Source organism: Sphingomonas zeicaulis, assembly GCF_050433225.1.
In the GTDB taxonomy this organism is placed as follows: Bacteria; Pseudomonadota; Alphaproteobacteria; order Sphingomonadales; family Sphingomonadaceae; genus Sphingomonas_D; species Sphingomonas_D zeicaulis.
In genome coordinates, this window is record NZ_JBNPXQ010000011.1 from 97,557 (window position 1) to 122,403 (window position 24,847).

The 24,847-nt window shown below is 67.5% G+C and carries 17 protein-coding genes and 1 pseudogene; 8 read left to right on the top strand and 10 right to left on the bottom strand.

Features of this window, described 5'->3' with window-relative positions; all coding sequences use genetic code 11:
• Positions 1-12: 12 nt before the first annotated feature.
• Genes FHS96_RS26125 through FHS96_RS26140 form a run of 4 tightly spaced genes read left to right on the top strand, consistent with a single transcriptional unit; the run spans position 13 to position 5,016 of the window.
• On the top strand, positions 13-1,239 hold the full coding sequence (locus tag FHS96_RS26125; protein WP_429598809.1) for an LLM class flavin-dependent oxidoreductase: 1,227 nt from the start codon (positions 13-15) through the stop codon (positions 1,237-1,239).
• Complete coding sequence (locus FHS96_RS26130) at positions 1,236-2,381, top strand: ABC transporter permease (protein ID WP_429598811.1); 1,146 nt, start codon at positions 1,236-1,238, stop codon at positions 2,379-2,381. The genes FHS96_RS26125 and FHS96_RS26130 overlap by 4 nt, the downstream gene beginning before the upstream one ends.
• Positions 2,378-3,235, top strand: a complete 858-nt coding sequence (locus tag FHS96_RS26135) for an ABC transporter permease (RefSeq protein WP_429598814.1) — start codon at positions 2,378-2,380, stop codon at positions 3,233-3,235. The genes FHS96_RS26130 and FHS96_RS26135 overlap by 4 nt, the downstream gene beginning before the upstream one ends.
• Positions 3,232-5,016: a dipeptide ABC transporter ATP-binding protein gene (locus FHS96_RS26140; protein WP_429598818.1), complete on the top strand. Its 1,785-nt coding sequence runs from the start codon at positions 3,232-3,234 to the stop codon at positions 5,014-5,016. Before FHS96_RS26135 ends, FHS96_RS26140 begins: the two co-directional genes overlap by 4 nt.
• A gap of 49 nt (positions 5,017-5,065) precedes the next feature.
• Here FHS96_RS26140 and FHS96_RS26145 read toward each other — a convergent pair whose 3' ends face one another.
• From FHS96_RS26145 to FHS96_RS26190, 10 genes are all read right to left on the bottom strand, one after another.
• A complete protein-coding gene (locus FHS96_RS26145; RefSeq protein ID WP_429598821.1) occupies positions 5,066-5,713 on the bottom strand; it encodes a substrate-binding domain-containing protein in 648 nt (215 codons plus the stop codon).
• A 221-nt stretch (positions 5,714-5,934) separates the two neighbouring features.
• Positions 5,935-6,129 (bottom strand): hypothetical protein, encoded by a 195-nt coding sequence (locus FHS96_RS26150; RefSeq protein WP_429598823.1) that lies wholly within the window; start codon positions 6,127-6,129, stop codon positions 5,935-5,937.
• Between the two features lie 26 nt (positions 6,130-6,155).
• Positions 6,156-8,735 (bottom strand): TonB-dependent receptor plug domain-containing protein, encoded by a 2,580-nt coding sequence (locus FHS96_RS26155; protein ID WP_429598825.1) that lies wholly within the window; start codon positions 8,733-8,735, stop codon positions 6,156-6,158.
• Positions 8,736-8,944: 209 nt separating this feature from the next.
• Positions 8,945-10,816: an ABC transporter ATP-binding protein gene (locus FHS96_RS26160; protein WP_429598829.1), complete on the bottom strand. Its 1,872-nt coding sequence runs from the start codon at positions 10,814-10,816 to the stop codon at positions 8,945-8,947.
• Positions 10,803-12,614 carry an ABC transporter ATP-binding protein gene (locus FHS96_RS26165; RefSeq protein WP_429598832.1) on the bottom strand — a complete coding sequence of 604 codons (1,812 nt, stop codon included), beginning with the start codon at positions 12,612-12,614 and terminating at the stop codon, positions 10,803-10,805. The genes FHS96_RS26160 and FHS96_RS26165 overlap by 14 nt, the downstream gene beginning before the upstream one ends.
• Positions 12,611-13,873: an acyl-CoA dehydrogenase family protein gene (locus FHS96_RS26170; protein ID WP_429598835.1), complete on the bottom strand. Its 1,263-nt coding sequence runs from the start codon at positions 13,871-13,873 to the stop codon at positions 12,611-12,613. The genes FHS96_RS26165 and FHS96_RS26170 overlap by 4 nt, the downstream gene beginning before the upstream one ends.
• A 26-nt stretch (positions 13,874-13,899) precedes the next feature.
• Positions 13,900-15,177: an acyl-CoA dehydrogenase family protein gene (locus FHS96_RS26175; RefSeq protein WP_429598837.1), complete on the bottom strand. Its 1,278-nt coding sequence runs from the start codon at positions 15,175-15,177 to the stop codon at positions 13,900-13,902.
• A 27-nt stretch (positions 15,178-15,204) separates the two neighbouring features.
• Complete coding sequence (locus tag FHS96_RS26180) at positions 15,205-16,776, bottom strand: ABC transporter substrate-binding protein (RefSeq protein ID WP_429598840.1); 1,572 nt, start codon at positions 16,774-16,776, stop codon at positions 15,205-15,207.
• A 20-nt stretch (positions 16,777-16,796) separates the two neighbouring features.
• Entirely contained in the window at positions 16,797-17,951 is a 1,155-nt protein-coding gene (locus FHS96_RS26185; protein ID WP_429598843.1) for an LLM class flavin-dependent oxidoreductase, read from the bottom strand.
• A gap of 292 nt (positions 17,952-18,243) precedes the next feature.
• Positions 18,244-18,624, bottom strand: coding sequence for a murein L,D-transpeptidase catalytic domain-containing protein (locus FHS96_RS26190; RefSeq protein WP_429598846.1), 381 nt, complete (start codon positions 18,622-18,624; stop codon positions 18,244-18,246).
• Positions 18,625-19,036: 412 nt separating this feature from the next.
• Between FHS96_RS26190 and FHS96_RS26195 the strand changes: the two are divergent.
• From FHS96_RS26195 to FHS96_RS26210, 4 genes and pseudogenes are all read left to right on the top strand, one after another.
• Positions 19,037-19,635: pseudogene (locus FHS96_RS26195) on the top strand (hypothetical protein).
• Between the two features lie 499 nt (positions 19,636-20,134).
• Positions 20,135-20,692, top strand: a complete 558-nt coding sequence (locus tag FHS96_RS26200; RefSeq protein WP_429598849.1) for an RNA polymerase sigma factor — start codon at positions 20,135-20,137, stop codon at positions 20,690-20,692.
• Positions 20,693-20,700: 8 nt separating this feature from the next.
• The gene (locus FHS96_RS26205) at positions 20,701-21,702 is read left to right on the top strand and encodes a FecR family protein (protein WP_429598957.1); all 1,002 of its coding nucleotides are present in this window, start codon (positions 20,701-20,703) and stop codon (positions 21,700-21,702) included.
• 73 nt (positions 21,703-21,775) lie between these two features.
• Positions 21,776-24,847, top strand: a complete 3,072-nt coding sequence (locus FHS96_RS26210; protein WP_429598851.1) for a TonB-dependent receptor — start codon at positions 21,776-21,778, stop codon at positions 24,845-24,847.

Here is a 24,847-nt window from a genome sequence, read left to right on the forward strand (position 1 = left end):
GGGGCAGGCAGCATGTCGCGACCCGTCAAGCTCCTCTGGTATCTCACCGCGCCGGACGGCCCCTATCCCTGGGCGCCGGAAGGCCGGTGGGAAACCGGCTTCGACCATCTCCAGCAACTGGCGATCACCATCGATCGCCTCGGCTTCTACGGCGCGCTGCTGGGCTCGAGCGCGTTCGAGAGCCTGGCGGTGGCCGCGGCGATGATCCCCGCTACGGAGCGCATGCGCTTCCTCGTCGCGCAGCACCCGGGCGAGCTTTCGCCGGCGGTGCTCGCCAAATATGCGCAGAGCTTCGATCATTTCTCCAACGGCCGCCTGCTGTTCAACGTCGTCAACGGCAATGATGCCGGCCTCGCCGCGCTCGGCATCCATTATCCGCACGACGAGCGCTACGATTTCAGCTTCGAATATTGGGACGCGTTCCGCCGCGTCTATGGCGGCGACCGGTCCGGCTATGACGGCCGGCATGTGAAGCTGGCCCCGCGCGGCGAGGGCGCCGCGCCGATGTCGGTCTGGGCGGGCCCCTACCAGCCGGCGGGCGTGCCGCTGTGGGGCGCCGGCACGTCAGCGCCGGGCGTCGCTCATTCGGTGAAGCTGCTCGACACTTATCTCAGCTTCGCCAGCACCCCGCCATTGCTGGGCGACAAGTTCCGCCGCGTCGGTGCGGAGGCGGCGAAGATCGGCCGCAGCCTCGACTACGGCACCCGCCTTCAGGTGATCGTGCGCGAAACCGAGGAAGAGGCATGGGCGCATGCCGAGTGGCTGCTCTCGCGCTCCTCGCTCGACCATGCCCGCCGTTCGATCGCGATGCGGCTGCCGCCGGGCGAGACGCTGGAGACCTATCGCAGCGAAGACCCGCTGATCGAACGCAATCTGGAGTCAGTGCGTCAGGGGCGGTTGCCGAGCGCGCGCGATCTGGAGATCTACCCGAATGTCTGGGTCGGGCCGGCCTGGTTCGGCTTCGACATCATGGGGCCGGCTTCGGGCACGACCTTGGTGGGATCGGCGGAGAATGTCGCGGCGCGGATCCGCGAATATGCCGATCAGGGCACCAGCGCGTTCATTCTCTCGGGCTTCCCGCTGATCGCCGAGGCGCATCGCGTGGCGGACCTGCTGTTCCCGCTGCTCGACCTCGATCACGGCTTCGACGTGCCGTCGCTGCGCGTGCCGCGCCCCGCCGAACCGTCCGCCCGCCATGACAAGCAGGCGCCGGGCGCCGTCGAACGGCTGGTTGCATGAGCACGGACGCGCGCCGGCTCGGCCTGCCGGTGGTGAAGGCGCCCGATGCGGGCGTGCGGACGGTACCGCTGCCCGCACCGGCAGCCCTCGAAGTGGCGAATGTCGGCGCGCGTGACGGCATCGTCATTCCCGGATGGCTGCCCTGGCTGGGCCTGCGGCTGCTGTCGGGTGTGGCGACGATGCTGGTGATCAGCCTCCTCGTCTTCATCGCCACCCAGGCGCTGCCGTCCGATCCGGCGCGGGTGATCCTTGGGGCGGATGCCTCGGAAGAGAGCGTACGGACATTGCAGGTGCAACTCGGCCTCGATCGTCCGATCCTCGAGCAATATGTCCATTGGGCCGGACGTGCGCTGACCGGCGATTTCGGATCGTCGCTCGATTCCAGCGTGCCGGCGAGCACGATCGTCTCCGACCGGTTCGGCAATTCGGCCACGCTGATGATCGTCGTGCTGCTGCTGGCGGTGCCGCTGGCGTTCGCGGGCGGCGTCGCGCTGGCGATGCGGCGTGATGGCTGGGTCGATCGCTGGTCGATGAACGCGCTGATCCTGTTCAAGGCGCTGCCGGGCTTCGTGCTCGCCATCGGCCTGATCCTGATCTTCTCGACGACGATCTTCCAGATCCTGCCGGCGGTGTCGCTGCTCGATCCCGAACGTTCGCCGCTCGCGCAGCCCGCCTTCCTGGTGCTGCCCGTCGTCACCTTGGTGCTGACCGTCGCGCCCTTCCTGCTGCGGCTGGTGCGCGCGGCGATGATCGAGACGCTGGAATCGGATTATGTCGCCGCCGCCCGGCTGCGCGGCATTCCCGAGCGGTGGATCATCTGGCGCCACGCCGTGCCAAACACGCTGGTGCCGGCGATCCAAGGCATGGCGCTGACCGCGCGGATGCTGCTGGGCGGCGCCGTGATCATCGAGGTGGTGTTCAGCTATCCGGGCATCGGCAACGCGCTGAACGCGGCGATCGAGCTGCGCGACGTGCCGGTGATCCAGGCGATCACCTTGACGCTGGCTGCCGCGGTGGTCGCGATCAACCTGCTGGCGGACGTCGCCACGGTCTTCGCGACCCCGAAGCTGCGCACCGCCGAACGGCCGCAACTGCGCCCCGGCACCCGCGCGGCGCTGAAACTGAGGGCAGGGAGCGTATGAAACGCAAGGGAGGATGGCGCCGGCGGCGCTCGCCCGCGGCAAGGGCGTTGCGCCAGTCGCAGCTGCGCATCGGGCTGGTGTTCGTCGCGATCACCGTGTTCGTCGCGCTGCTCGGGCCGTGGCTGGCGCCGCACGAGCCGCAGGCGATGGTCGGCCCGACCTATGGCATGCCGGGCGAAGGCGCGCCGCTCGGCCATGACTATCTGGGGCGGGACATCTCGTCGCGGCTGCTCGTGGGCGGCCGCTCGGTGCTGTGGATGAGCCTTGCCGCATCGGCGCTGGCGCTGATCGTCGGCGCGGCGATCGGCATGGCCGCCGGGCTGTTCCGCCGCGGCGTCGACCAGGCGGTGGTGTGGGCGACCGATGTGCTGCTCGCCTTTCCAGACCTCATCCTCGTGCTGCTCGTCGTCTCGATGCTGGGGCGCGAACCGTGGCTGATCGTGCTGACGGTGACGATCGCCTTCGTGCCGGGCGTGATCCGGCTGGCACGCGGCGTCACGCTGGGCGTGGCGGGGCAGGAATATGTCGAGGCGGCGCGGCTGATGGGCTATCCGCGCTGGCGGATCCTGTTCCGCGAGATCCTGCCCAACATCGCGACGCCGCTGCTGGTGCATCTGGGCATCATGCTCACCTGGGCGGTCGGCATGCTTTCCGGCCTCAGCTTCCTCGGTTATGGCGTCGCGCCGCCTGCGGCGGACTGGGGGCTGATGATCAACGAGAACCGCGCCGGGCTGATGATCCAGCCCTGGGCGGTGCTGGCGCCGGTCGTGCTGATCGCGATCTTCGCGCTGGGGACCAATCTGGTCGCCGAGGGCATCAGTCGCCACGGTGCGCGGATCGGGAGGAGGCAATGATTTCGGTCGATTTCGGTGCGCCGCTGCTCGCGGTGCGCGACCTGGCGGTCTCGCTGGCCGACGGTGCCGACATCGTCGCCGACATCGATTTCTCGGTCTCGCCAGGCGAGATCGTCGGCCTCGTCGGGGAAAGCGGATCGGGCAAGACGACGATCGCCACCGCGCTGCTCGGCGCGGTTCGGCCCGGCGCGCGGATCACCCGCGGGTCGGTGCGGGTCGATGGCCGCGAACTGCTCGAGGCGGACCCTGAGGCGCTGCGTGCGATGCGCGGCCCGCTGATCGCGCATGTCGCGCAGGATCCGGCAATGGCGCTCAATCCGATGTCGCGGATCGGCGCGCTGCTCGACGAGGTGCTGCGCGCCCATTGCTCCGGTCTCGGCAAGGCGGAACGTGCCGAGCGCATCGCCGCTGCCGCTCTGGATGTCGGCCTGCCGGCGACGCCCGATTTCCTCCGCCGTTTCCCGCACCAGCTTTCCGGCGGGCAGCAGCAGCGCGTGCTGCTCGCGCTGGCGGTGGTGCTGCGCCCGCGCCTGATCGTGCTCGACGAGCCGACGACCGCGCTCGACGTTTCCACCCAGGCGCGGGTGCTGGCGACATTGCGGCGGCTGTGCCGCGAACAGCGGATCGCGGCGGTCTATGTGTCGCACGATCTCGCCGTGGTGCGTCAGCTCGCCGATCGGGTGGTGGTGCTCTATGCCGGGCGGATCGTCGAGGCCGGCACCGCGCAGGCGATCTTCGCGGCGCCCGCGCATCCCTACAGCCAGGGTCTGCTCGATGCCGTGCCGGATGTGTCCGGCCGCCGCGCGTTGCGGCCGATCCCCGGCCACGCGCCGGCGCCGCAGGGCCGGCCGGAGGGGTGCGCCTTCGCCCCACGCTGCCCGCGCGCGAGCGATCTTTGTACTCACGCCCAGCCCGCGCTCGCCGGCCCCGCCGACGGCCAGCGGCTCGCCTGCCATCATCCCGGCCCGCCGCCGGCGCCGGCGACCGTCGCCGCAGCACTCAGCGCCGCCGGCGTCAGTGCCACGCCGCTCGCCTCCTTCGCCGGGGTCAACGCGCATTACGGGCGCACCCAGGTGCTGTTCGACCTCAATCTCGATCTGAAGGAGGGGCTCTGCACCGCGCTGGTCGGCGAGAGCGGATCGGGCAAGACCAGCTTCGCGCGGACCATCGTCGGCCTGCTGGAGGATGCCGAGGGGCAGTTCGTCTATCGCGGCACGACCCACGCGCTGTCGGACCCGCGTCGCCCGTTCGAGCTGCGCCGCCGCATCCAGTATATCTTCCAGAACCCGTTCCGCGCGCTCAATCCGCGCCAGTCGGTGGGCGAGATCCTGCGCACCGCGGCGCGCCATTTCTTCGCCATCGACGCCGCCGAGGCCGAACGCCGTGCGATCGCCACGCTGGAACGCGTGGCGCTGCCACCTGAAGTGATGACCCGCCGGCCGCGCGACCTTTCCGGCGGCGAACGCCAGCGCGTCGCCATCGCCCGCGCGCTGATCTGCGAACCCGAGCTGCTGATCTGCGACGAGATCACCTCTGCGCTCGACGTGTCGGTGCAGGCGGCGATCCTCGCGCTGTTGCAGGATCTGCAGCGCGACGGGCTGACCATTCTGTTCGTCACCCACGACCTCGCCGTCGTCCGTGCCATCGCCGACGCGGTGGTGGTGCTGCGCGAGGGGCGGATCGTGGAGCAGGGGCCGGTGGATGCGGTGCTGACGGCGCCGGAAGCGGCCTACACGCGCGGCCTAGTGGCGGATTCGCCGCGGCTCGGGGTGGAGGCTTAAGGCAGCGATTGTCCTCCCCGGGCAAAGCTCGGGGAGGACATGTTCGCGCTCAAGCCACGCGCTGTTCCTTGCGTGCACGCCGCTCCAGCACTGCGTCGATCACCGAATGATCGGCCCAGCCGCGCAGGTCGAAGTCGCGGTCCAGCAGTCCGTGGACCAGCATGAAAGTCTTCTGCCGCTCGAACAGATCGAGCCGCTCCTCCGACAGATCCGGGTGAAGCGATGCGATCGCCGCATCGCTATAGGCGGTCGCGACGCCGGCCGAGCCACCGCGCGTCTCCGATTGCAGCACGTTGCGCACGCCCTCGATATTGTCCGCCGCCCAGTCGGCCGCGTCGAAGGTGCGGTCGATGAAGCGCACGACGAGGTCGAAATGGTCGCGCAGCAGATCCTGATGGACGGTGATCGGCCGCGGCGTGCCGTTGTTCACGCGGAAACGCCGATCGGGCAGCGCATCGAGATCGATGCCGACTTCGAGGCCGAGCCGCACCGCGGCGTCGACCGCGGCGGCGCCCTTCACATAGGCAGCGTCGATCCGGCCTTCGACCAGATCGGGCAGGCCGCTCCACAGCGATTGCAGGCCGCGCGCGCCATCGTCCGCATCGCGTGGCCGGTCATGGCCGGTCTCGACGAAGATGACGTCGTCGAGGCTCAGGCCGGTCGAATCCAGCGCCCCCTTGATGCCGTGCAGGCTCATGCCGCGCGCGATGCTCGATCCGCGCACGTGCGACGGATCGGGCCGCTCGACCCAGGCGGGCAGGGCGACGCGCTTGCCCTTCAGATGCTCGGGCCGCGAGATGCCGGAGCCGGGGCGGACGAGGATCGCCTGCCATTCGTCGATCCAGGTGAGGCCGATCAGCCGGGTGGGGGCACCCTGCGCCCGCGCCGCGAGCGCGAGCAGGCTGCCGCCCTCGCGGATCAGCCCGGGCAGTTGATGGTGTAATGATGGTGCGCAAGGCCCTGCGCACCATCCTGCAGCGTCGAGATCGCGATGCCGTCCGCGGCGAATTCCTCGTCGAGCCAGCCGAGCTTGTAGGCAAGGCGGGTCGCGGTCGGCACCGGGCAGCGGGTGAACCAGATCTTGTCGAGACCGGCCTGGGTTGGGGCGTTCATCCTTATCCTCCTGTGTTGATCGTCGGTCACCAGCGATAGGTGATGGTTGCGGAATAGAAGCCGCCCAGCGGGTTCACCGGGCTGTCCTGCACGTAAGCCTTGCTGGCGAAGGGCCAGCGGGAGGTGGCGTTGAGCGGCACCTGCGGCGGCTTGCGATCGAACAGGTTGCTGACATTGACCCTGAGGCCGAGCCGTTCGGTGAAATCATAGCCGGCTTCCAGATCGGCGATGAACACCTGGCCCACGTCGCGGATCACCATTTCGTTGGGACCGCCGGGCACCGTCACCGTGTAGGCGCGGTTGAGCTTGCCGTAATAGGTGCCGCGCAGGCCCAGCGAATAGGGGCCCGAACTCCAGTTGAGGCTGGCGATGCCCTTGTAGACCGGCGCCCGATAGCGCGCCTGCACCTGCGTCGCCGCCGAGACCAACACGATGTTGAAGCGGGAGAGTACATCGGGGGTCGGCGCGATCCTGAGATAGTCCGTGCTGTTGTAATTGCCCGCGAGGCTCCAGCGCAGCTTGCCCGCCGCGTCGAGGTCGAAGCTGCCATCCAGCACGACGTCGACGCCGCGCGTGCGGGTGGTGCCGGCGTTGATCAGGTAGGAAATGCCATCGTTCGGCCCGAACAGCGGCGAGGCGGCCTGCACCAGCGCGCCTGAACCGGGATTGGTCAGTTCGCTGAACGTCGCGACCGAGGAAATGCGGTCCTTCACCCGGATCTGGTAGAGGTCGACCGCGAGGTTCACGTTCGGCGCCGGGCTGGCGACGATGCCCGCGCTGAAGTTCAGCGATTTTTCCGGATCGAGCAGCCGCGCGCCGAGCGCCTGCGCTTCCGGAGAACTGACCGACAGCGTGTGGTTGGTGGTGTTCACCGTCACATTGGTCTGGCTGAACGACTGGGCAGCGAGCGCCGGCGCCTGGAAGCCGGTGCTGGCGGTGCCGCGCAGCGCGAAACCGGGGGCGAACTCGTAGCGACCGGAGGCGCGGCCGGTGAGGGTGCCGCCGCTATCCTCATAATCCTCGTAGCGCGCGGCGAGATCGATGGTCACCGCCTCGCTGGGGCGAAGCGACAAGCCGGCATAGACCGCATAGACGTTGCGCGATCCGCGCGCCGCATCTTGCGGGCGAACGCCGACATCGGCCTGCGATCCGCTTTCGGATCGGGGGATCGGCTGGCCGGCACGGGGGCCGTCGAGGATCGGCTGGCCGCCATGGTTCCAAGACTGTTCCTCGCCGGCGGTGCGGCGATAGGTCTCGCGGCGATATTCGGCACCGAACGACCAGTCGGTGGTGACGCCGAACAGCCCCTCCTCGTCGGTGCGCCGCAGGTCGAGATTGTTGGTCCACGCCGAATAGCGATAATTGCCGAGGAAGAAGTCGGTCTTGCTGGCCAGGCCATAGCTCGGGCTGTTGGAATCATAGACATAGGTGTCGATATCGTCGCGGCCGAACACGCTGCTGAGATCCCAGTTCCAGCCGCCGATCTCGCCGCGCAGCCCCGCCTGAACTGAGAAATTATTCTCCTTCACGCCGCTATAGGGGGTGAAGCCGTCGGGCCAGATCGCGCGCACCACCTCGTCGCGCGAGGGGAAGCGGAAATGCTGCGGCGAACGGCCGGTGCGGTAGGAATAATCGCCGAAACCATAGAATTCGACGCCATTGCCGAACGGCAATGCGAAGTCGGCGGTGAAGGTCGCGACCTTGGCGCGCGGCACACCGCCCGATGCACCGAAGATCTTGCGGCGATCCACCGTTGCCTCGCGCGGATCGGGCGTGGCGCCCGCCGGCAATGTCGGGCCGGTCGATCGGTTGCCGCCGGGCAGGATCTGATTTCCCGCCGCATCGCGCGGGAAGTAGAACAGATATTGCGAGGGCACCTCGCCGTCGCCGAACAGCGCCTTCTGCTGGATATACTGGCCGCTGAGATAAAGGTGCCCCTCGTTGGGCAGCTTCAGCCCGAGGCCGGCATCATATTGCTGGGCGGTGCCGCCGCCCTGATAATATTCGCCGACCCGCGCGGAGAGGGTGCCGCCCTCATTATCCTTGCGGGTGACGACGTTGATCACGCCCGCGATCGCGTCCGACCCGTAGAGCGCCGATGCGCCGTCGCGCAGCACCTCGACACGGTCGATCGTGCTGATCGGGATGAGGCCGAGGTCGACCGCCGCCGCGCCGGCATCGTTCACGCCCAGCCGCGCCGTCACATGGCGGCGGCGGCCATTGACCAGCACCAGCACATGGCCGCTGCTCAGGCCGCGCAACTGGCCGGCGCGGATGAAGGTGTTGATGCCGTAGCTGGGCAGGTTGGGCACGTTGAACGACGGCAATGTGTCGTTCAGCGTCTGCAGCAGGCTGGACTGGTTGGCCTCGCGCAAGGTGTCGGCGGAAAGCACGTCGATCGGTGTCGGGCTGTTCTCGACGGTGCGGCCGGCGCTGCGCGCGCCGGTGACGATCAGCGTTTCGCCACCCGCTTCGGCTGCCGGGTCCGGCGCCGGAGCCGCGGCGGCGACCGCCGCCTCTTCCGGCGCCGCGGCATGGCCGACGCCGACCGCCGCCAAACTGGTCATGCTCACGCCCAGCAACAGGCGCCCCACCGACTTCCCCATGAAATATGCCTCCCTGAATTGATGCGCCATTTGGGGAGATTGTTTTCGACCGTTGTTCGATCGAGCGATGCTTTCCCCATGATCGGGGCCATCAATGCAAAGGCGATGCCAAATCGGAGCGAAGTGCAATTATCCAAAGAAACGCAATAATTTCGGGAGGAGTAGGCGGGTTGGTGGGGAGAGTTCTGTCTGTCGCTGATCTGATTCCATCAGTGTGTCGAGATGTTCTGGCTGAATTCAACCACAGGGGCGTCGGCACCATTCTGCGCACGATAGGCCTCGTAGAGGGACGCATAGACCCCGCCGGCCGCGATCAGCGCAGTGTGCGGGCCGATTTCCACCACCTTGCCATGGCGGATCACGGCGATGCGATCGGCATCGCGGATGGTCGCCAGGCGATGCGCGATGATGATGGCGGTCCGCCCCTCGCACAGCCGCCGCAGCGCGCGCTGGATCATCCGCTCGGTATGAACGTCGACGGCCGAGGTCGCCTCGTCCAGCACCAGGATCGCCGGGTCGGCCAGATAGGCGCGGACGAGGCAGACGAGCTGGCGCTGGCCGTGGCTGAGATGCGCGCCGAGCGGCCCGACCTCGCTGTGATAGGCGTTGGGCAGGCGCTCGAGCACTTCGTCCGCACCGAGCGCGCGGGTTGCGGCGATCAGCTGCTCGTCGGTGGCATCGGGCCGCGCGAGGCGCAGATTGTCGAGCACGGTACCGCTGAACAGCACATTGTCCTGCAGCACGACCGAAACATGGCGGCGCAGGTCCACCTGGCGAATCTGCCTGATGTCGATCCCGTCGATCAGCACCGCGCCGTCCTGCACGTCGTAGAAGCGGGTGAGGAGCTGGACGAGGGTGCTCTTGCCGTGGCCGGTGGGCCCGACGATCGCCAGCACCTCGCCGCTGGCGATCGAGAGATCGAGCCCGTCGAGCACGCGGCCGCGATGGACGGGATCGTAGGAGAATCCGATGCCGCCGAAGGTCACCGCGCCGCGGATCGTGGGCGAGGGCAGCGGGGCGGGCGCGTCGACGATCTCCGGCTCGGTATCGAGCAGCAGGAAGATGCGCTGGGCGGAGGCCGATCCGGTCGCATAGCGCTCGAACAGGTCGTTGAGATCCTGCAGCGGGCCGAGGAACAGCATGACGTAGAACAGGCTCTGCGTCAGTTCGCCGAGGGTGAGCTGGCCGCGCGCCATGCCATAGCTGCCGACCAGCAGCAGCAGCGCCATGCCGACTGTGCTCAGCAAACCGCTGAGCGGCGCGAACCAGCCGGCGCGGATGTTGCCGTGCACCAGCGACCGGTCGAAATCCCTCAGCAGGCCGCGATAGGTGTGGAGGTTGGCGTCCTCGCGCACGGTCTGCTGGATCATCCGCGCGCCCGAGACGGTCTCGACGAGATGCGCGGTGAAGCGCGATCGGTTCTCGGCGACGCGCGCCCAGTTGCGCTGCGATACGCGCTTGAACAGCCAGGTGGCGAAGATCAGCACCGGCACCACCGCGGCGAGCGCCGCCAGCAGCAGCGGCGCGATCAGCCACAGCAATAGTGCGGCGACCACGAAGCGCAGCAGCGCCGACAGCAGTTCCGGCGGCCCCTGGATCAGCAGCGGTTCCAGCGCATCGACGTCGCGGTCGGCGCGCGAGAGGATGCGGCCGGCCTTGGTGCGATCGAAATAGCCGACGCTCAGCCGCTGGACATGCGCGAACACCCGCGTGCGCAGCGTGCCCAGCACGTGCAGCGCGGCGGTGCCGGACAAATAGAGCGAGACGCCGGCGAGCGCGAACCGCGCCACCCACGCCGCGCCGAGCCCCAGCGCCAGCCAGGCCAGCAGGCGATGGTCGAGCCGCACGCCGTCCGGACCGGCGATGAAGCCATGATCGATGAGTTGGGCCACAAACCAGGGGCGCAGGAAGACGACGGCGACCAGCGCCGCCTCAAGCGCGATCACCGCGGCCACGCGCCCGCGCACCGGCTTCAGCAGCGGCAGCAGCCGGCCGAACATGCCGCGGTCCAGCGCCTTGCGCGCCAGCGCTTCCTCGATCTCGATGTCGCTCATCACGCGTTTGGGGTCAGGCGGCGGCATCGTCGATCCCCAGCAGGTCACGATAGATCGGGTCGGCGGCGAGATCGTCGTGCCGTCCGGTGGCGGCGATGCGGCCGCCGGCGAGCAGCAGCACGCGATCGGCGAGCAGCACCGAAGAGAGTTTGCTGGTCACCAGCAGCACGCTCAGCCTGCCGCCGGCGCGGCCGCGCAGTGCGCGGATGTTGGCGAGCACCCGCCGTTCGGTCAGCGCGTCGAGCGCGCTCGTCGCATCGTCCAGCACGAGGATGTCGGGCTCGGCAATGAGCGCGCGGGCCAGGCACAGGCGCTGGCGCTGGCCGCCCGAAAGGGTGATGCCGCGGTCGCCCAGCCGCGTGTCGAGGCCTTCGGGCAGGCCCTCCAGCACATCCTCCGCGGCGGCGAGCCGCAGCGCGGCGTGCAGATCGGCGTCGGTGGCGTCGGGCGCGCCAACCCGCAGGTTCGCGGCCAGCGTGTCGGAAAACAGGAAGATGTCCTGCGGTACGACATGGATGCGGCGGCGCAGTTCGGCGAGACGGACGTTCCGCAGATCCTGCCAGCCGCCCTGATCCGATCCGATGCGGATCGTGCCGCCATCGGGGTCGGCGAGGCGGGGGAGGAGGGAGGCGAGCGAGCTCTTGCCCGATCCGGTGGCGCCGACCAGCGCGACGATCTCGCCGGGGCGCAAGGTGAAGCCGCAGCGATCGAGGATGCGCACATCGCCGCCCGGCGCGCGATAGGTTACTTCCTCCACGCGCAGGCCGATCTCGCCCTCGGCGATGGCGGCGTTGCCCTCCACCAGGATCGAGCGTTCGTCGAGCAGTTCCCAGATCCGCGCCGCCGAGGCGCGCGCATCGGCGAAAATGCGCATCACCCGACCGACCGCCTCGATGCGGAAGACGAGCGTGGTCGCAATCAGCATCGAAGCGACGAGATCGCCCACCTGGATGCGGCCGTCTGCCACCAGCCGGGCGCCATAGGCAAGGATCCAGACATGGCCGAGCGCCACCACCGCCTGCGGCACGGGGATGCGCGAGCTGCACCAGGCCAGCGCGGCGCGGGACTGTTCGACATAGCTGGCGACCTCGGCGCCGAACTTGGCCGTCCGCCCATCCTCCAGCCGGAACGACTTGATGACGCGAACCCCGCTGATGCCTTCGGAAAGATCCTGGTTCACCCGGTCATAGGCGTCCGCCACCTTGCGATCGAGCAGCACCAGCCGGTCGGTCTGGACCACGAAGATAATGCAGCCGGCGATGGTCAGCAGCAGCGGCACCAGCCCGAGCCCGATGTCGTACCACAGCAGCAGCCCCACCGAGGCGATGACGATCAGCGTGGTTTCCACCACCTGCCGCCAGAACGCGACCAGCGCGTCGCGCAGCTTGTCGGCATCGCGGGTGGTACGGGTGATTAGCGCGCCGATGCCATGCGCCCAATGGAAGCCGAGGTGCAGCGACTGGACCTGGATCAGGATCTTCTCGCGCAGCAGGCTGAGCAGCGCCTGGCTGGCCGAGATCGAGAGATAGCCCGCGATGTAGAGCAGCACGCCGCGCACCGCCGCCACCGCGACGAGCAGGCCGACCGCGATCTGCACGCCGATGCCGTCGAACGCGCGGCCGGCCGTCGCCGCGAGGCGTGCCTCATCCACCGCATGGCCGACCAGCCCCTGTTGCAGCGCAAGGCTGCCATTCACCACGGTGAACAGCGCCAGCGTGATCAGGAAGCCCACCGGGCGGTGGCGATAGAGCGCGAGGCTGCGCAGCAGGGGATAGCGCACGAAGCGCGAGGCATGGCGCCGCGTCGCGCCGCTCGGGTCGGTCATCGCGAGATCGGCAATATCGTCTCGGGCGCCGCCGCCTTGCGCGCCGCAGCCGCGGTATATTCATCCGGCGGCACGCCGTTCAGATAATAATTGCCGATATGGTGCAGCCGCCAGCGGATCGGGTCGTGCGTGGTATGGACCCGCGCATCTGCCCAGAAGCGGTCGAGATTGTGGGTCCGATAGGAGGAACTGGCACCGAGCAGCGAGAACATGTCGCCGGAAACCAGCAGCGCGGCCTCGTCGGACTGGGCGCGCACCGTCGCCACCGCGAGGATCAGCTCGTCCTGCAGCGCCGGATCCTGGTCCTTCGCCAGATAGGCGTCGAACAGCTCGGTGGCGTCGCGCAGCAGCGATTCCGCCAGCCGCACCGCCACCGCATAGTCGCCGATCCGCTTGATGATCAGCGGTTCCTGCTGCGCGCGCTCGACATCGGCGTCGACCCACGGATTCGAGCGGGTGCGCAGATAGAGGATCGCGGCGTCGAGCGCGCCGCGGGCGATGCCGGTGTCGATCGCCGCGTGCAGGATCTGGGGGAAGGTCAGGCCGGTGCGCAGCGGCGAACCGTCGGCGGTGGCGGCGGGCGCCGGATCGCGCCGCTGGTGGCTGACGAGCGCTTCGTCCGCCAACACCAGATCCTCGAAGCGAATGCCGCCGCTCACCGAATGCTGCTGGCCGAACGCATCCCAATCGTCATCGAGATGCAGGCCTGGCGTGTCGCGATGCAGGATCAGGCCGATCGGCCCCTCGTCGGTCCGCGCGCCGGTGAGGATCCACTCGGCGAGGTAGCAGCCGGTGGCGTAGAATTTCGCGCCATTGACCACCCAGCGCCCTTCGCCGTCGCGGACGGCGCGGGTCCTGTGGTCGAACTTGTTGCGGCCGCCCACCTCGGCGCCGGCATTGCCCAGCCGCTTGCCGGCGAGGATGTCGGCGACGATGCGGTCGCGCAGCGCCCCCGGCGGGCGCTGGAAGATGCCGCGCGCCATCACATAATGGATCTGCAGAATCTGGCCGACGCCGCCATCGGCGGTGGAGATGATCCTGACCACCTCCGCCAGGGTCGCGATCGATGCGCCCAGGCCGCCGAACCCCGCCGGCACGCAGATCGCCGTCACGCCGGAGGCGGAGAGGATTTCGGCCTGCCGGTGCGGGATCAGCCGGCGTTCGCCGGGATCCGCGGCGATCGTGGCGATCTCGGCCGCGGCGGCATGGGCGGCGGCGATCGCTGCGGCCTCGTCGGCAAGCGGATGGGAAAAGCTCATGGGCGCGACTTTCGACAAGGCGGGGTTCAGGCGGAGGCGGGTGCGTTGGCGGCGAGGGCGATCTCTTCGCGCCGGATGCGCGCGGCGCGGCCATATTCGTCGGGCGGCACGTCGTTCAGATAGTAATTGCCGATGTGGAACACCCGCCACCGGATCGGATCATGGGTGGTGTGGACGCGCGCGTCGGCCCAGTAACGCTGGAGGTTCCAGCGCGCGAGGGTGGAGTTGGCGCCGGTCAGCGCGAACAGGTCGCTGCCCACGAACAGCGATGCGTGATCGGATTGCGCGCGCGCCGTGGCGACGGCGAGGATCAGTTCGTCCTGCAGCGCGACATCGTCCGGGGCGGCGCGGTGCCGATCGAAGGTGCGCGCGGCATAGCGCAGCGCGGATTCCGCCCCGCGCACGGCAACCGCATATTCGCCGATCCGCTTGATGATGTGATGTTCGTCCGCCGCGCGCTCCACATCGGCGTCCACCCACACGCGGGCATGGTCGCGCAGATAGGCGGTCGCCGCCTCCAGCGCGCCGCGCGCCAGCCCGGTGTCGATCGCGGCGTGCAGGATCTGCGGCCAGGTCAGTCCGGTGCGCGGCATCTCGCCGCCGGCGCCGGCGCGGGGGAGGAAGCGCTCGTCGACCGCGACGTCCGCGAACCGCACGCTGCCGCTTACCGAATGCTGCTGGCCGAACGCCGCCCAGTCATCCTCCAGCAAGAGGCCCGGCGCGTCGCGATGCACCAGCACGCCAACCGGCCCGAGCGGGCTGGTCGCCGAGACCGAGATCCATTCGGCGAGGTAGCAGCCGGTGGCGAAGGTCTTGCGCCCGTTGAGCAGCCACCGCCCGTCGGGTGCCTGCTCCACCACGGTCAGCCCGCCCTTGCCCTTGCCGCGGCCCTCCGCCAGCGCGTTGCCGAAGCGCTTGCCGGCAAGAATGTCCGCGATCAGCCGCTCGCGAAACGCATCGTCGGGCCGTGCGAACACGCCGCGGATCATCACATTGTGGATCTGGAGAAGCTGGCCGACGCCGCCATCGGCGGTGGAAATGATCCGTACCGTCTCGACGACGGTCTCGATCGAGGCGCCGATCCCGCCCAGCGCCTGCGGCACCAGGATGGCAGTGACGCCCGATCGGGAGAGGATGTCTGCGGCTTCATGCGGAATGGCGTCGTTGCGCTGCGCGTCGCGCGCCAGCAGCGCGATCTCGGCGGCGGCGCCATGCGCTGCCTCGATCGCCTCGGCCTCGGTGGCGAGATGGCGGATGGCAAGGGGGGCGCTGTCGGTCGCAAAGGGCTGTGCGATGATGCTCATGGAAGTGTCCGCAAAAAGGGGAAAGGGTCAGGCCTGCCGCTGCCAGAGCGCATCGGTGCGCCACGCCGCGAAGCCGGTGCGATCAGGCGCGACGCCGCCGATCCGGCGGGAAACCGCCTCCTGATTGTCGGCGAAACCCCAGATCAACAGCCCGCCGCTGTCATGCTGGATCTGCTGCGCGGCGCCGATCAGCGCCTTGCGCTTCACCACATCCGGCTGCGCCTGCGCGGCGGTGACGAGTTCGGCGAAGCGGGGATCGCTGAAATGCGTCTTATTCGCGGCGGAACGGGGCCCGTCATGCTGCTGCAGCGTCAGCAGGAAGGGGCGCGAGACGCCGGTCGAGGTGCTGAAGGTGAAGCTGTTGCGCGCCGGGCCGGTGAAGATGGCGTTGTCGACCAGCTGGACCTTGATGGCGATGCCGGCCTCGCGCGCCTGCTGCGCAAACACCAGCGCGGCGTTGGCACCGACACCAGCGGTCGTCACCAGTTCCAGCGCGAGCCCGCCGCCATGGCCGGCCGCCTTCAGGAGCCGCCGGGCTTCCGCCACGTCGCGGCGGCGTTGGGGAATGTCGTGATTATAGGTCGGGTCGCTGGGCGAATAGAGATCGTTGGCTACGCGGCCATGGCCGTGCAGCACCCGCTTCACCAGTTCCTCGCGATCGGCAAGCAGCCGGAACGCCTGGCGCACGCGCGGATCGTTGAACGGTGGCGCGGCGATGTTCATTGCGAAGCCGTGCCACGCGTCCGTCTGCGAGGAGACGACCTGGAAATCCGGCGAGGATTTGAAAAAGGCGAGCTGCTCATAGGCGAGATTCGGCGCGACATTGACCTGTCCGGTCTGCATCGCCTGCAGCCGGGTGATCGGATCGTTGAAGTCGATGATCTCGACCTCGTCGAGATAGGGCTGCTCCGCCTTGTAGTAATTCTCGAAGCGGGTGAACACCGATCGCTGGCCCGGCGTGAAGCTTTTTAACCGATAGGGGCCGGCGCCGATGACGTTGCGGATCGGATCATAATCGGTGGGCACGATGCCGCCCCAGCTCATCCACAATTCGGGCAGCGCGGCGAGGCCATGGCCCTTGGCGAAGGGGATCCGCACGGTCAGCGGATCGAGCTTCGTGATGCCATCCCGTTGCAGCGAATAGAGATAGGCCATGCCATAGGGGGAGGCGAGTTGGGGGTCGGTCAGCCGCCGCAGCGAGAAGATCACATCGTCCGCGGTGATCGACTTGCCATGGTGGAACTCCAGCCCCTTGTGGAGGCGGATCGTCCAGGCGGTGGCATCCTCATTGACCTCGGCGAACTCGGCGAGCGCGAGGCCGGGATTGGCGTTGCGATTCCATTCCCACAGCTTGCTGTACAGCGCCCAGCCGCGGAAGGCGCCGCTGCCGACCGGCTTGTGCGCATCGAGATTGCCGGTCTGGTTGCCGCCGATCACCGCCAGCTTCACGCTGCCGCCGCGACGCGGCTTTTCCGTGCCCGCCGGCGCGGGCGCAGCCGCATCCTGCCCGCAGGCGGACAGCAGACCTGCGCCCAACGAGAGCGCGCCGGTCGCGGCAAGGCCATCGCGCATGAAGGCGCGGCGCGAACGATCGATCATCCTGGCTTGCCTCACACGCATCACTGGAAAAGGCTGGTCGATACGCCGGCCGCGAGCAGGCGTTCGGTTGCGTGCTGCTGCTCGCGAAACTTGCGCTCCGCCTCCGCCTCGCGCCCCTTCACCGCGGCGCGCACCGCGGGGATGATCCAGCGGCCATAGTCGATCGCGTCGTAGAGCGGCTCGTAGCCGCGGTTGAGGAAGGTGGTGACGCCGATGTCGTAATAGTCGAGCAGCGCCGCGACGATCGTGTCGGGCGTGCCGACCAGCGAGGTCGAGTCATGCGTGCCGCCCACCGCGGTGGCGGTGCCCATCCACAAGGCGCGGTCGTGGCGTTCGCCGCGCTCCGCCGCCGCCAGCAGCCGCTTGGTGCCGGTGCCCTGCAGGCCGTGATGCGCGACAGGGGAGGGGGCGGCGTTGCGGCGATGGTCGGTCAACGCTGCGGCGATCGCATGGGCGCGTTCCCAGGCCTGTTCCTCCGTTTTGCCGATGATCAGCCGGACCGAAAGGCTTACGCGCGGCACGGGCGCGCCGATCGCGGCGGCAGCGGCACGCAGCTTGCCGATCTGCTCGGCGACGTCGGTGAGCGGTTCGGCCCACAGCGCGTAGAGATCGGTATGCCTGACCGCGACATGATAGGCCGCGTCGGACGAGCCCCCGAAGGAGATCGGGATGTGCGGCTTCTGCAGCGGCTTTACCGGCGAGAAGACGTTCCTGAGCTGATAAAATTGCCCGTCGAAATCGAACGGCCGATCCTCCGTCCACGCCCGGCGTAGCACCTCCAGATATTCGCTGGTCCGCGCGTAGCGGGCGTCCTTGTCGGTGATGGTATTGCCATTGCCGGGTTCGGCGGTGATGCCGGTGATCGCATGGACGCGGATGCGGCCCCTCGTAACATGATCGAGCGCCGCCAAGGTCTTTGCGCCATGCGCGGGGGTGGTGAGGCCAGGCCGGTAAGGGATCATGAAGCCCAAACGCTCGGTGACGGACGCGGCATAGCCGGTCGCAACGACGGACTCGCCGCCAGCCAGCATCAGGACGCGATCGAAGTCCGCGTGCTCGTGCGCGCGCGCCAGATCGCGCAGAAAGTCCAGGTCGAGCGTGCCGCCCGCACCAAGCCCGATGGGACCGCGCAACTGATCACGCGCTGCGAGCGCGCCTACGAATTCCACTGGCATCTGCCAAATCCCGCCCGTTGCCGATAATGGTGAGCCCTCAGCAAGCGGTGTGCCAATCTGGCAGAAGGGCCGGCTGCGGGGCGATTGCGAGGCTTCGCGGCTTCACATTATCGGTAGTCTGCGCACCAGATGCGCCGATATCAGCAGCGGCGGCGCCGCACTGCACATTTATCGACAATCGCGAATTATAAGGGGAAGTTTGTGACGTGACCCCCTGGTTTCCACTTACAGCGATCAGAGCCCAGCGGCTCGGTGGTCCAGAGAATGGTGTAGGATCAGGCACGTCAGAAAGTCATGGAATCTCCAGCAGCTGCAAAAAAGCGGGGACGCTCGCCGCCAGCGAATTGGGCCGGTTGGAGAAATTCTGCAGGAAGCCGGAACGGCTCGGATCCAAGCCGCGGCAATGCGCGACAAGATAGGAACTGGTCTGCCCACTGATCAGGTCGACGACGTGGAAGCGATGCTCACGCGAGGCCGCGTTGAAATCGGCCAGCGCACTGCTATCGCGGAGCTGGAAGGCGCGGCCATGCGCGTCGAGCGCGCCCCGGGCGCGATCGAGCAGCCGGGCAAACGGCAGGTGGGCAAGCTGCGCGGCTGGCCCCGGCGTGGCTGGCACGGGAACCGGTACCGGCAGCCGCCCCAGCGGCGCGATCCCGCGCGAAGTTGCCCGCACGCTCGCTGTATCGAACGATCCAAAGCCGTTTCAGCAAAGGCGGATGTGCAGAGCTCATATCTGCGGAATCCCGCCAGCGATCGGAGGTGCCGGGCAGCTTGGGACAATAGCATTGGGTCGCACTCAGGATGTTTTTGCCGCGTACAATGCTGTTGTCCCCCAGCTGCGACGCGCGAGCCGATACGAAAACATCTTGATCAGCGCGGGGCGGGCGAGGCCGCGTGCCAATGTGCCGCTATGCCATGTCTTCCCGTTGAGGAGACCGATCAAATCCACCTTTTGCATTGCGTCTTTTGAAAGCCACGTGTGACACTTTATCGGGGCGCACTGGTAAAGTGTCACGTGTGACAATTCGAAGGGAAGCAAGTCTTTCAGGATTCACAATCCGTGTCCGCCGTGCTTGATATGTTCCATGCACCAGCCGGACCTGTTTGACGCGAACACTCGCACCGACCGTCGTACGCAAACGGCCGCCGCGACGCAGCCCGACGCCGAAGCCCATCCGGCCAGGACAATGCCCGCGATCGCCAGCTTGCCGGATCTGCTCGAGCGACTGGCCGGCGTGTCGAAACGTCCCCGCTATGCCTTCATGGTTCTCAACCTGATTGCGCGTGCTGCAGGCAGCGACAACAGCGCCGGGCCGTACGTCTCCGAGCATGGCGAGGCTGTTCCGATCCGGGCCTGGCTGAGCGAGGCGATGACCCCATGGCGCAGCGCGACGCGCGCAGGAAAGCATTGTTGAAGCAGGTCAGGGCCGACCTCATGGAAGGCGGGACACTGCCAGACGATCCTGGCCAGGCGGAAGCCATCCTCGCTGAAGAGGTTCGCACCCGCCTGCGCAATGTCGGCCGGTGCAACGTCAGCAGGGCCGTGTCCGATCTCGTCCGCGCCGGCCTGGTCCGACGCCACTACCAAGGATATCGCGTTGACCATGCGAACCGCGGCGCGCAACGCGAAGCGGTCTACACGATCGATCCTGATGTAAAAATCGCCCTTGGGCAGGCCAACTGACGGGTTGCAACGGCGCCTCGCCCTGCGTGGCCGCGAGGGCGGCACGCGAACCCTGCGATCCGGGGACGCGGCGATCCAGCGGCGGTTTCGCCAGCGGTGTAACACCGCGTCGTGTGGGCGATTGGATCAATCGCAGGGCGCGTGCCGATGAAATCCGCTGAAGTGCAAAAGCAAGGCGATCAATGAAGATCGATGCGACGTGGGGCATTACGGGCCGATGCCCGAATATGCGATGTCGATCCCCGAGCTGGCGGACTAACGGTTTCGCATTGCACCGGCGGGTCTGCCTGGCGGTGCCGGCCAACGACCAAATGCATCTTTTCTGACTTGAACAGGCGCCGGCTTTGCTTCAGCTTTGCCCTGCTGCCGGAAGGCCGGCAGCAGGGGCGTGGAATCCCCTGTGCAGCGCCGCCCATGCCAGAGCTTCGCGCCGGCATGGCCCCTATCCTGTCACGGACGATCGGTTGATCGGCCGTGCGGGCGCACGAGGATTCCCGGTGTGCTGACGCGGCCCCTCCGAAATGTGGAGTGGCCGCTCATGGGCAATTCTGATGGCAAAACGCATAATCTCACCGGGATGGAGACTGCGGTTGCCGGATGGTACGAGCGCGATGCCGAATGGCTCCGACGCCGCCTGCGCCGCAACTTCCGGATTTCTGCAGCCGAGGTCGAGGATATTGCGCAGGATACCTGGTTGCGACTGATCCGCAGCCCGCCGGCACAGATCGACCACCCGCGGGCATTCCTGGCGCGTATCGCGCTCAACCTGATGCGGGATCGCAAACGCCACGAACGCGTGCGCGAACAAGTGCCCGTCACCCGCCCCGTCGAGCATGGCTGGGCCGGCCCGCGCGCACTCGGCGATCAGGAGGCGGCGCTCGAACTCAAGAACATCATTCTCGATTTGCCCGCGATCTATCGTGATGTATTCCTGCTCAGCAGGTTCAGGCGGATGACCAATCAGGACATTGCAACGCACCTGGGTGTTTCCGTGAAAACCGTGGAGTGGCGCATGGGAAAGGCCCTGGAGATGTGCATGCGCCGGCTGGGCGACTAGTGCGCGACATGGACGGTGAACAGCAGGATCGCGACCGTCGACGCGCCGAGGCAGCCCATTGGGTTGCTCGACTGAACAGCAAGCCGGTCGCCAGATCGACGCTCGACGCGTTCTTCTTGTGGCGCCGCGCGGAAGGAAATGCGGATGCCTTCGCAGACGCCGAGAGACTCTGGAGCGACAGCGAAGCACTGGCGGCGGCGCCTGAAATTCGGGAGGCGACCGATGCGGCCTTGCTGCGGGGCAAGCGCCGGTCCCGTATCCCCAACCGCCTGACCCAGCTAGGACTGGCAGGTGCCGCGCTTCTGGCAGTCGCCGCGGGCCTTCTGCTTGTTCCCGGGCGCACCGGCCGCGACGCCATCGAGACGCAGGTGGGGGAGCGACGCGACATCACCCTGGCGGATGGCTCACAGGTGCAGCTCAACGCCGATACGCAGATCTTCGTTGCGCTGACCGCGGACGAGCGCCGCGTCCGTCTGGAGCGCGGTGAGGCGATCTTCTCAGTGACGCACGACAGCCGCCGTCCTTTCCGCGTTGCCGCCGGTGACGTCGTCGTCACGGCAACCGGCACGCGTTTCGATGTTCGGCGTTTGCGAGGCGCGACGGTCGTGACGCTCATCGACGGCAGGGTTCAGGTGCGACACGGGAATGGGGCGGCGGTCCGCCTTTCGCCCGGGGAGCAGTGGCGATCCCTGCCGTCAGCTTCGCCGGTAGTCCGGCAGGTGGATACAGGGCGCGCCACCGCCTGGTTGAACGGTCGTGTCGTCTTCGACGCGACGCCTCTCGACGAAGCACTGGCGCAGATCAACCGCTATGCCGCCAAGCCCTTGCGGCTGGCCGATCGCAGCTTTGCCGGGCAGCCGGTCAGCGGCTCGTTCGACCTCAGAGATACCGACGGCTTTGTCAAAGCCGTGACGACCCTGCTCCCGCTCGATGCGACCGAAGGGAAACGAACCATATCGCTCGCAGCCGATGTACAAAGGGCGTCCGAAATTTATCCGGTCGACCATTAGGGTCGGAAGGGCAGATACGCGTCTTCTCCCATGAGGGCCTGCAAGCCGAGGCTCCATCGAACATGGGGGAAAGATGAACAGGATTGCATTTCGACCTTTGGCCTGCCTCGGCCTGCTCGCGCCGGCGGCCCTGGCGAGCTTTGTCCCCGACCGCGCAGTTGCCCAAGCTCCGGCCGGTCCGTCACGCTTCGACATTCCCGCCGGGCAGCTTGCCGACGCGCTCATTCTCTATGCACAGCAGGCCGACGTGCAGCTGCTTTATTCGCCCGAGCTGGCGCGCGGGCTGCTGGTCCGCAGGCTGCGCGGAAGCTTTCGACAGGAGACTGCATTGCGACGGCTTCTGGAGAACAGCGGCATTCGCATTCGCCGCGCGGCGCCACGGGTGTTCGTACTCGACCGACCGACCGATCGAACCGACCGCCTGGGATTGGAAGGGGGCCAGCAACACGACAGGACCGACGGCGCGGAGAGCGGACCGGCCGGATCGCCGACAGTCGCCGATGAGCGGGGCGAGCAGATGCCCGTTGCGAGCGACCGGGACATCATCGTCACCGGCTCGCATATCCGCGGCGGATCCGCGGTGGGTTCACCACGCCGCACGGTCGGCGCCGCGGAGATGGATCGCAATGGTCAGGGCACGGTGGCGCAGGCGCTTGCCGCCCTGCCGTTCAATTTCGGCGGAATGGCGACCGAACAGAGCGCGCTCGCCTTCACCGATGGCGCCGGCGGCAATGCCAGCCTTGCGACCGGCGTCAACCTCAGGGGCCTCGGTGCGGATGCGACGCTGGTCCTCGTCAACGGTCGCCGGATCGCGGGCTCGGGGTCCATGGGTGACTTTGGCGATATTTCCAACATTCCAGCGGGCGCGGTCGAGCGGATCGAGATCCTGCTCGACGGCGCATCGGCCATCTATGGCGCGGATGCTGTCGGCGGCGTGGTCAACGTCATCCTGAAGGACGATCTTGACGGTATGGAAAGCCGCTTGCGCGGTGGCACGGTCACGCGCGGCGGCATGCACAACGTCCATGTCAGCCACACGATGGGCAAGGCATGGTCAACGGGAAATGCCCTCCTGTCCTATGACTATGAGCGTCGCAGCGCGCTTGCCTCCGACAGTCGCCGCTATGCCCGCTCGGCGGACTCGCGTCCGCTGGGCGGCAGTGACCACCGCCTGTTCCTCGGCCTGCCCGGCAACGTCCTCGGCTTCGACCCCTCGACCGGGGCGTTCGGGCCCGCCTTCGGGATTCCCTCCGATCAGGACGGGCGCGCACTCGATCCGTCGGACTTTCTGCGCAGTACGACCAATCTCGAGAATTTTCGCCAGGGGACCGATCTCATCCCGTACCAGCGACGGCATAGCGCCTATGCGACAATGTCCCAGAATGTCGGCGACAATATCCGACTCTGGGGCGAAGGCCGCTATTCGCATCGCAGGTTTCGGTCGACGACGCTGGCTGCCTCGACGATCCTGACGATCGGCGACGCCAATCCTTGGTTCGTTTCGCCCACCGGGGCGCCGCTCGATCTCATCGCCTATGGCTTCAGGACCGAACTCGGCGGCACGCGGCAGGCCGGCCATGCCGTAACCATGATGGCGGCCGGTGGCCTCGACGTCGACGTTGGCCGCTGGCGCATCAGCGGCTTTGCCGCCTTCGCGCAGCAACGCGACCGCAACACCAGCAGCAACACGCTCAATCTGCGGAATCTCGACGAGGCGCTCGGCAACATCGCCGATGACCCCGCCACATCATTCAGCACGGCTGCCGAGGGCTTCTTCAATCCCTATGGCAACGGCCGGTCGAATGCGCCGGCAATCCTCTCCTTCGTCGGCAGCGGCTACACGTCCAGCCTGAACCGCAGCCGGATCACGACATATCATGCGCAGGCCGATGGACCATTCGCGACGCTTCCAGGCGGGGCGGCGAGGCTGGCTGCGGGCATCGACATTCGACGCGACAGCTTCGTGCGCAGCGGCGAGGATTATATCATGTCGGCAACCCCGCTGCCGCTCAGTCGCATCCAGTTCGGGAGAAGCATAAGGGCGGCGTTCGGCGAGTTGCAGGTGCCCCTGGTCGGACCCGGCAATGCCATGCCGGGTCTGCGCTCGCTCGATCTGAGCGCGGCGGTGCGTATTGAGGATTATGCAAGCTTTGGCACCACGACCAATCCCAAATTTGGCGCGCGCTGGATGCCGGCACCCGGTATCGGCCTGAATGCGAGCTATGGCACTTCGTTCCGCGCCCCCAACCTGCGCGAGATCCTCGATCCGACGCGACTCTCGACTGGCATATTGGAGAATGCCCAGGGCATATCGACAGCGACGATCCAGCTGACCGGCGGGAATCCCGACCTCGAGCCGGAGACAGCGACGACCTGGTCCGCCGGCATCGATCTCGGGCCCGAATTTGTGCCCGGCGTCACCATATCGACAAGCGTGTTTCGTACCCGCTTCAAGAACCGCATCGGCCAGCCAATCTTCGACGATCGCCCCAATGCGTTGATCAATCCCGCCTTTGCGCCATTCGTGCGCTTCCTCTCGCCGGCGACAAGTGCAGCCGATCGCGCCGAGATCGAGGCCTTGCTCAACGACCCTTCGCTGGGCGGCGGCAGTGCCTTCCCGCCGGAGGCGATCGGCGCGATCGTCGACCTGCGCTACGTCAATACGGGAGCACTCGAGGTGAGCGGTGTCGATCTTTCCGCCGGCTATAACTTTACGGCCGGTGCCAACCAGTTCGACATCGGCGCAAATCTTTCCTACCTCTTTCGCTATCGTCAGGCGCTCACGCCGACCTCGCCGTCCATTGACCAGCTCGATCTGGCCGGCCGACCGGTCGATTGGCGCGGGCGATTCACTGCAGGATGGCGGCGAGGCGCGTTCGACGCGCTGGTCGGCGTCAATCATGTCGATCGCTATCACGACCTCACCGGACGTCGCATAGGTTCCTGGACCACGGCCGACATCCATCTCGGCTTCAGCCCTGAATTTGGCGGTGCGGCGCGCAATATCACGGTCGCGCTGAACGTTCAGAACATGTTCGACAGCGACCCGCCCTTCTTCGATTCACGCGTCGGTGCCGGCTATGACGCGGCCAATGCGGACGCGACCGGCCGGTTCATCTCGTTCCAGATCAGCAAGCGCTGGTAG

Bases quoted from the DNA above. Each gene is read 5' to 3' on its own strand.
- FHS96_RS26145 (WP_429598821.1), bottom strand. From the start codon at position 5,713: ATGAGCCTGCACGGCATCAAGGGGGCGCTGGATTCGACCGGCCTGAGC.
- FHS96_RS26150 (WP_429598823.1), bottom strand. From the start codon at position 6,129: ATGAACGCCCCAACCCAGGCCGGTCTCGACAAGATCTGGTTCACCCGC.
- FHS96_RS26125 (WP_429598809.1), top strand. From the start codon at position 13: ATGTCGCGACCCGTCAAGCTCCTCTGGTATCTCACCGCGCCGGACGGC.
- FHS96_RS26185 (WP_429598843.1), bottom strand. From the start codon at position 17,951: ATGCCAGTGGAATTCGTAGGCGCGCTCGCAGCGCGTGATCAGTTGCGC.
- FHS96_RS26135 (WP_429598814.1), top strand. From the start codon at position 2,378: ATGAAACGCAAGGGAGGATGGCGCCGGCGGCGCTCGCCCGCGGCAAGG.
- FHS96_RS26180 (WP_429598840.1), bottom strand. From the start codon at position 16,776: ATGATCGATCGTTCGCGCCGCGCCTTCATGCGCGATGGCCTTGCCGCG.
- FHS96_RS26165 (WP_429598832.1), bottom strand. From the start codon at position 12,614: ATGACCGACCCGAGCGGCGCGACGCGGCGCCATGCCTCGCGCTTCGTG.
- FHS96_RS26140 (WP_429598818.1), top strand. From the start codon at position 3,232: ATGATTTCGGTCGATTTCGGTGCGCCGCTGCTCGCGGTGCGCGACCTG.
- FHS96_RS26205 (WP_429598957.1), top strand. From the start codon at position 20,701: ATGGACGGTGAACAGCAGGATCGCGACCGTCGACGCGCCGAGGCAGCC.
- FHS96_RS26210 (WP_429598851.1), top strand. From the start codon at position 21,776: ATGAACAGGATTGCATTTCGACCTTTGGCCTGCCTCGGCCTGCTCGCG.
- FHS96_RS26130 (WP_429598811.1), top strand. From the start codon at position 1,236: ATGAGCACGGACGCGCGCCGGCTCGGCCTGCCGGTGGTGAAGGCGCCC.
- FHS96_RS26170 (WP_429598835.1), bottom strand. From the start codon at position 13,873: ATGAGCTTTTCCCATCCGCTTGCCGACGAGGCCGCAGCGATCGCCGCC.
- FHS96_RS26155 (WP_429598825.1), bottom strand. From the start codon at position 8,735: ATGGGGAAGTCGGTGGGGCGCCTGTTGCTGGGCGTGAGCATGACCAGT.
- FHS96_RS26175 (WP_429598837.1), bottom strand. From the start codon at position 15,177: ATGAGCATCATCGCACAGCCCTTTGCGACCGACAGCGCCCCCCTTGCC.
- FHS96_RS26160 (WP_429598829.1), bottom strand. From the start codon at position 10,816: ATGCCGCCGCCTGACCCCAAACGCGTGATGAGCGACATCGAGATCGAG.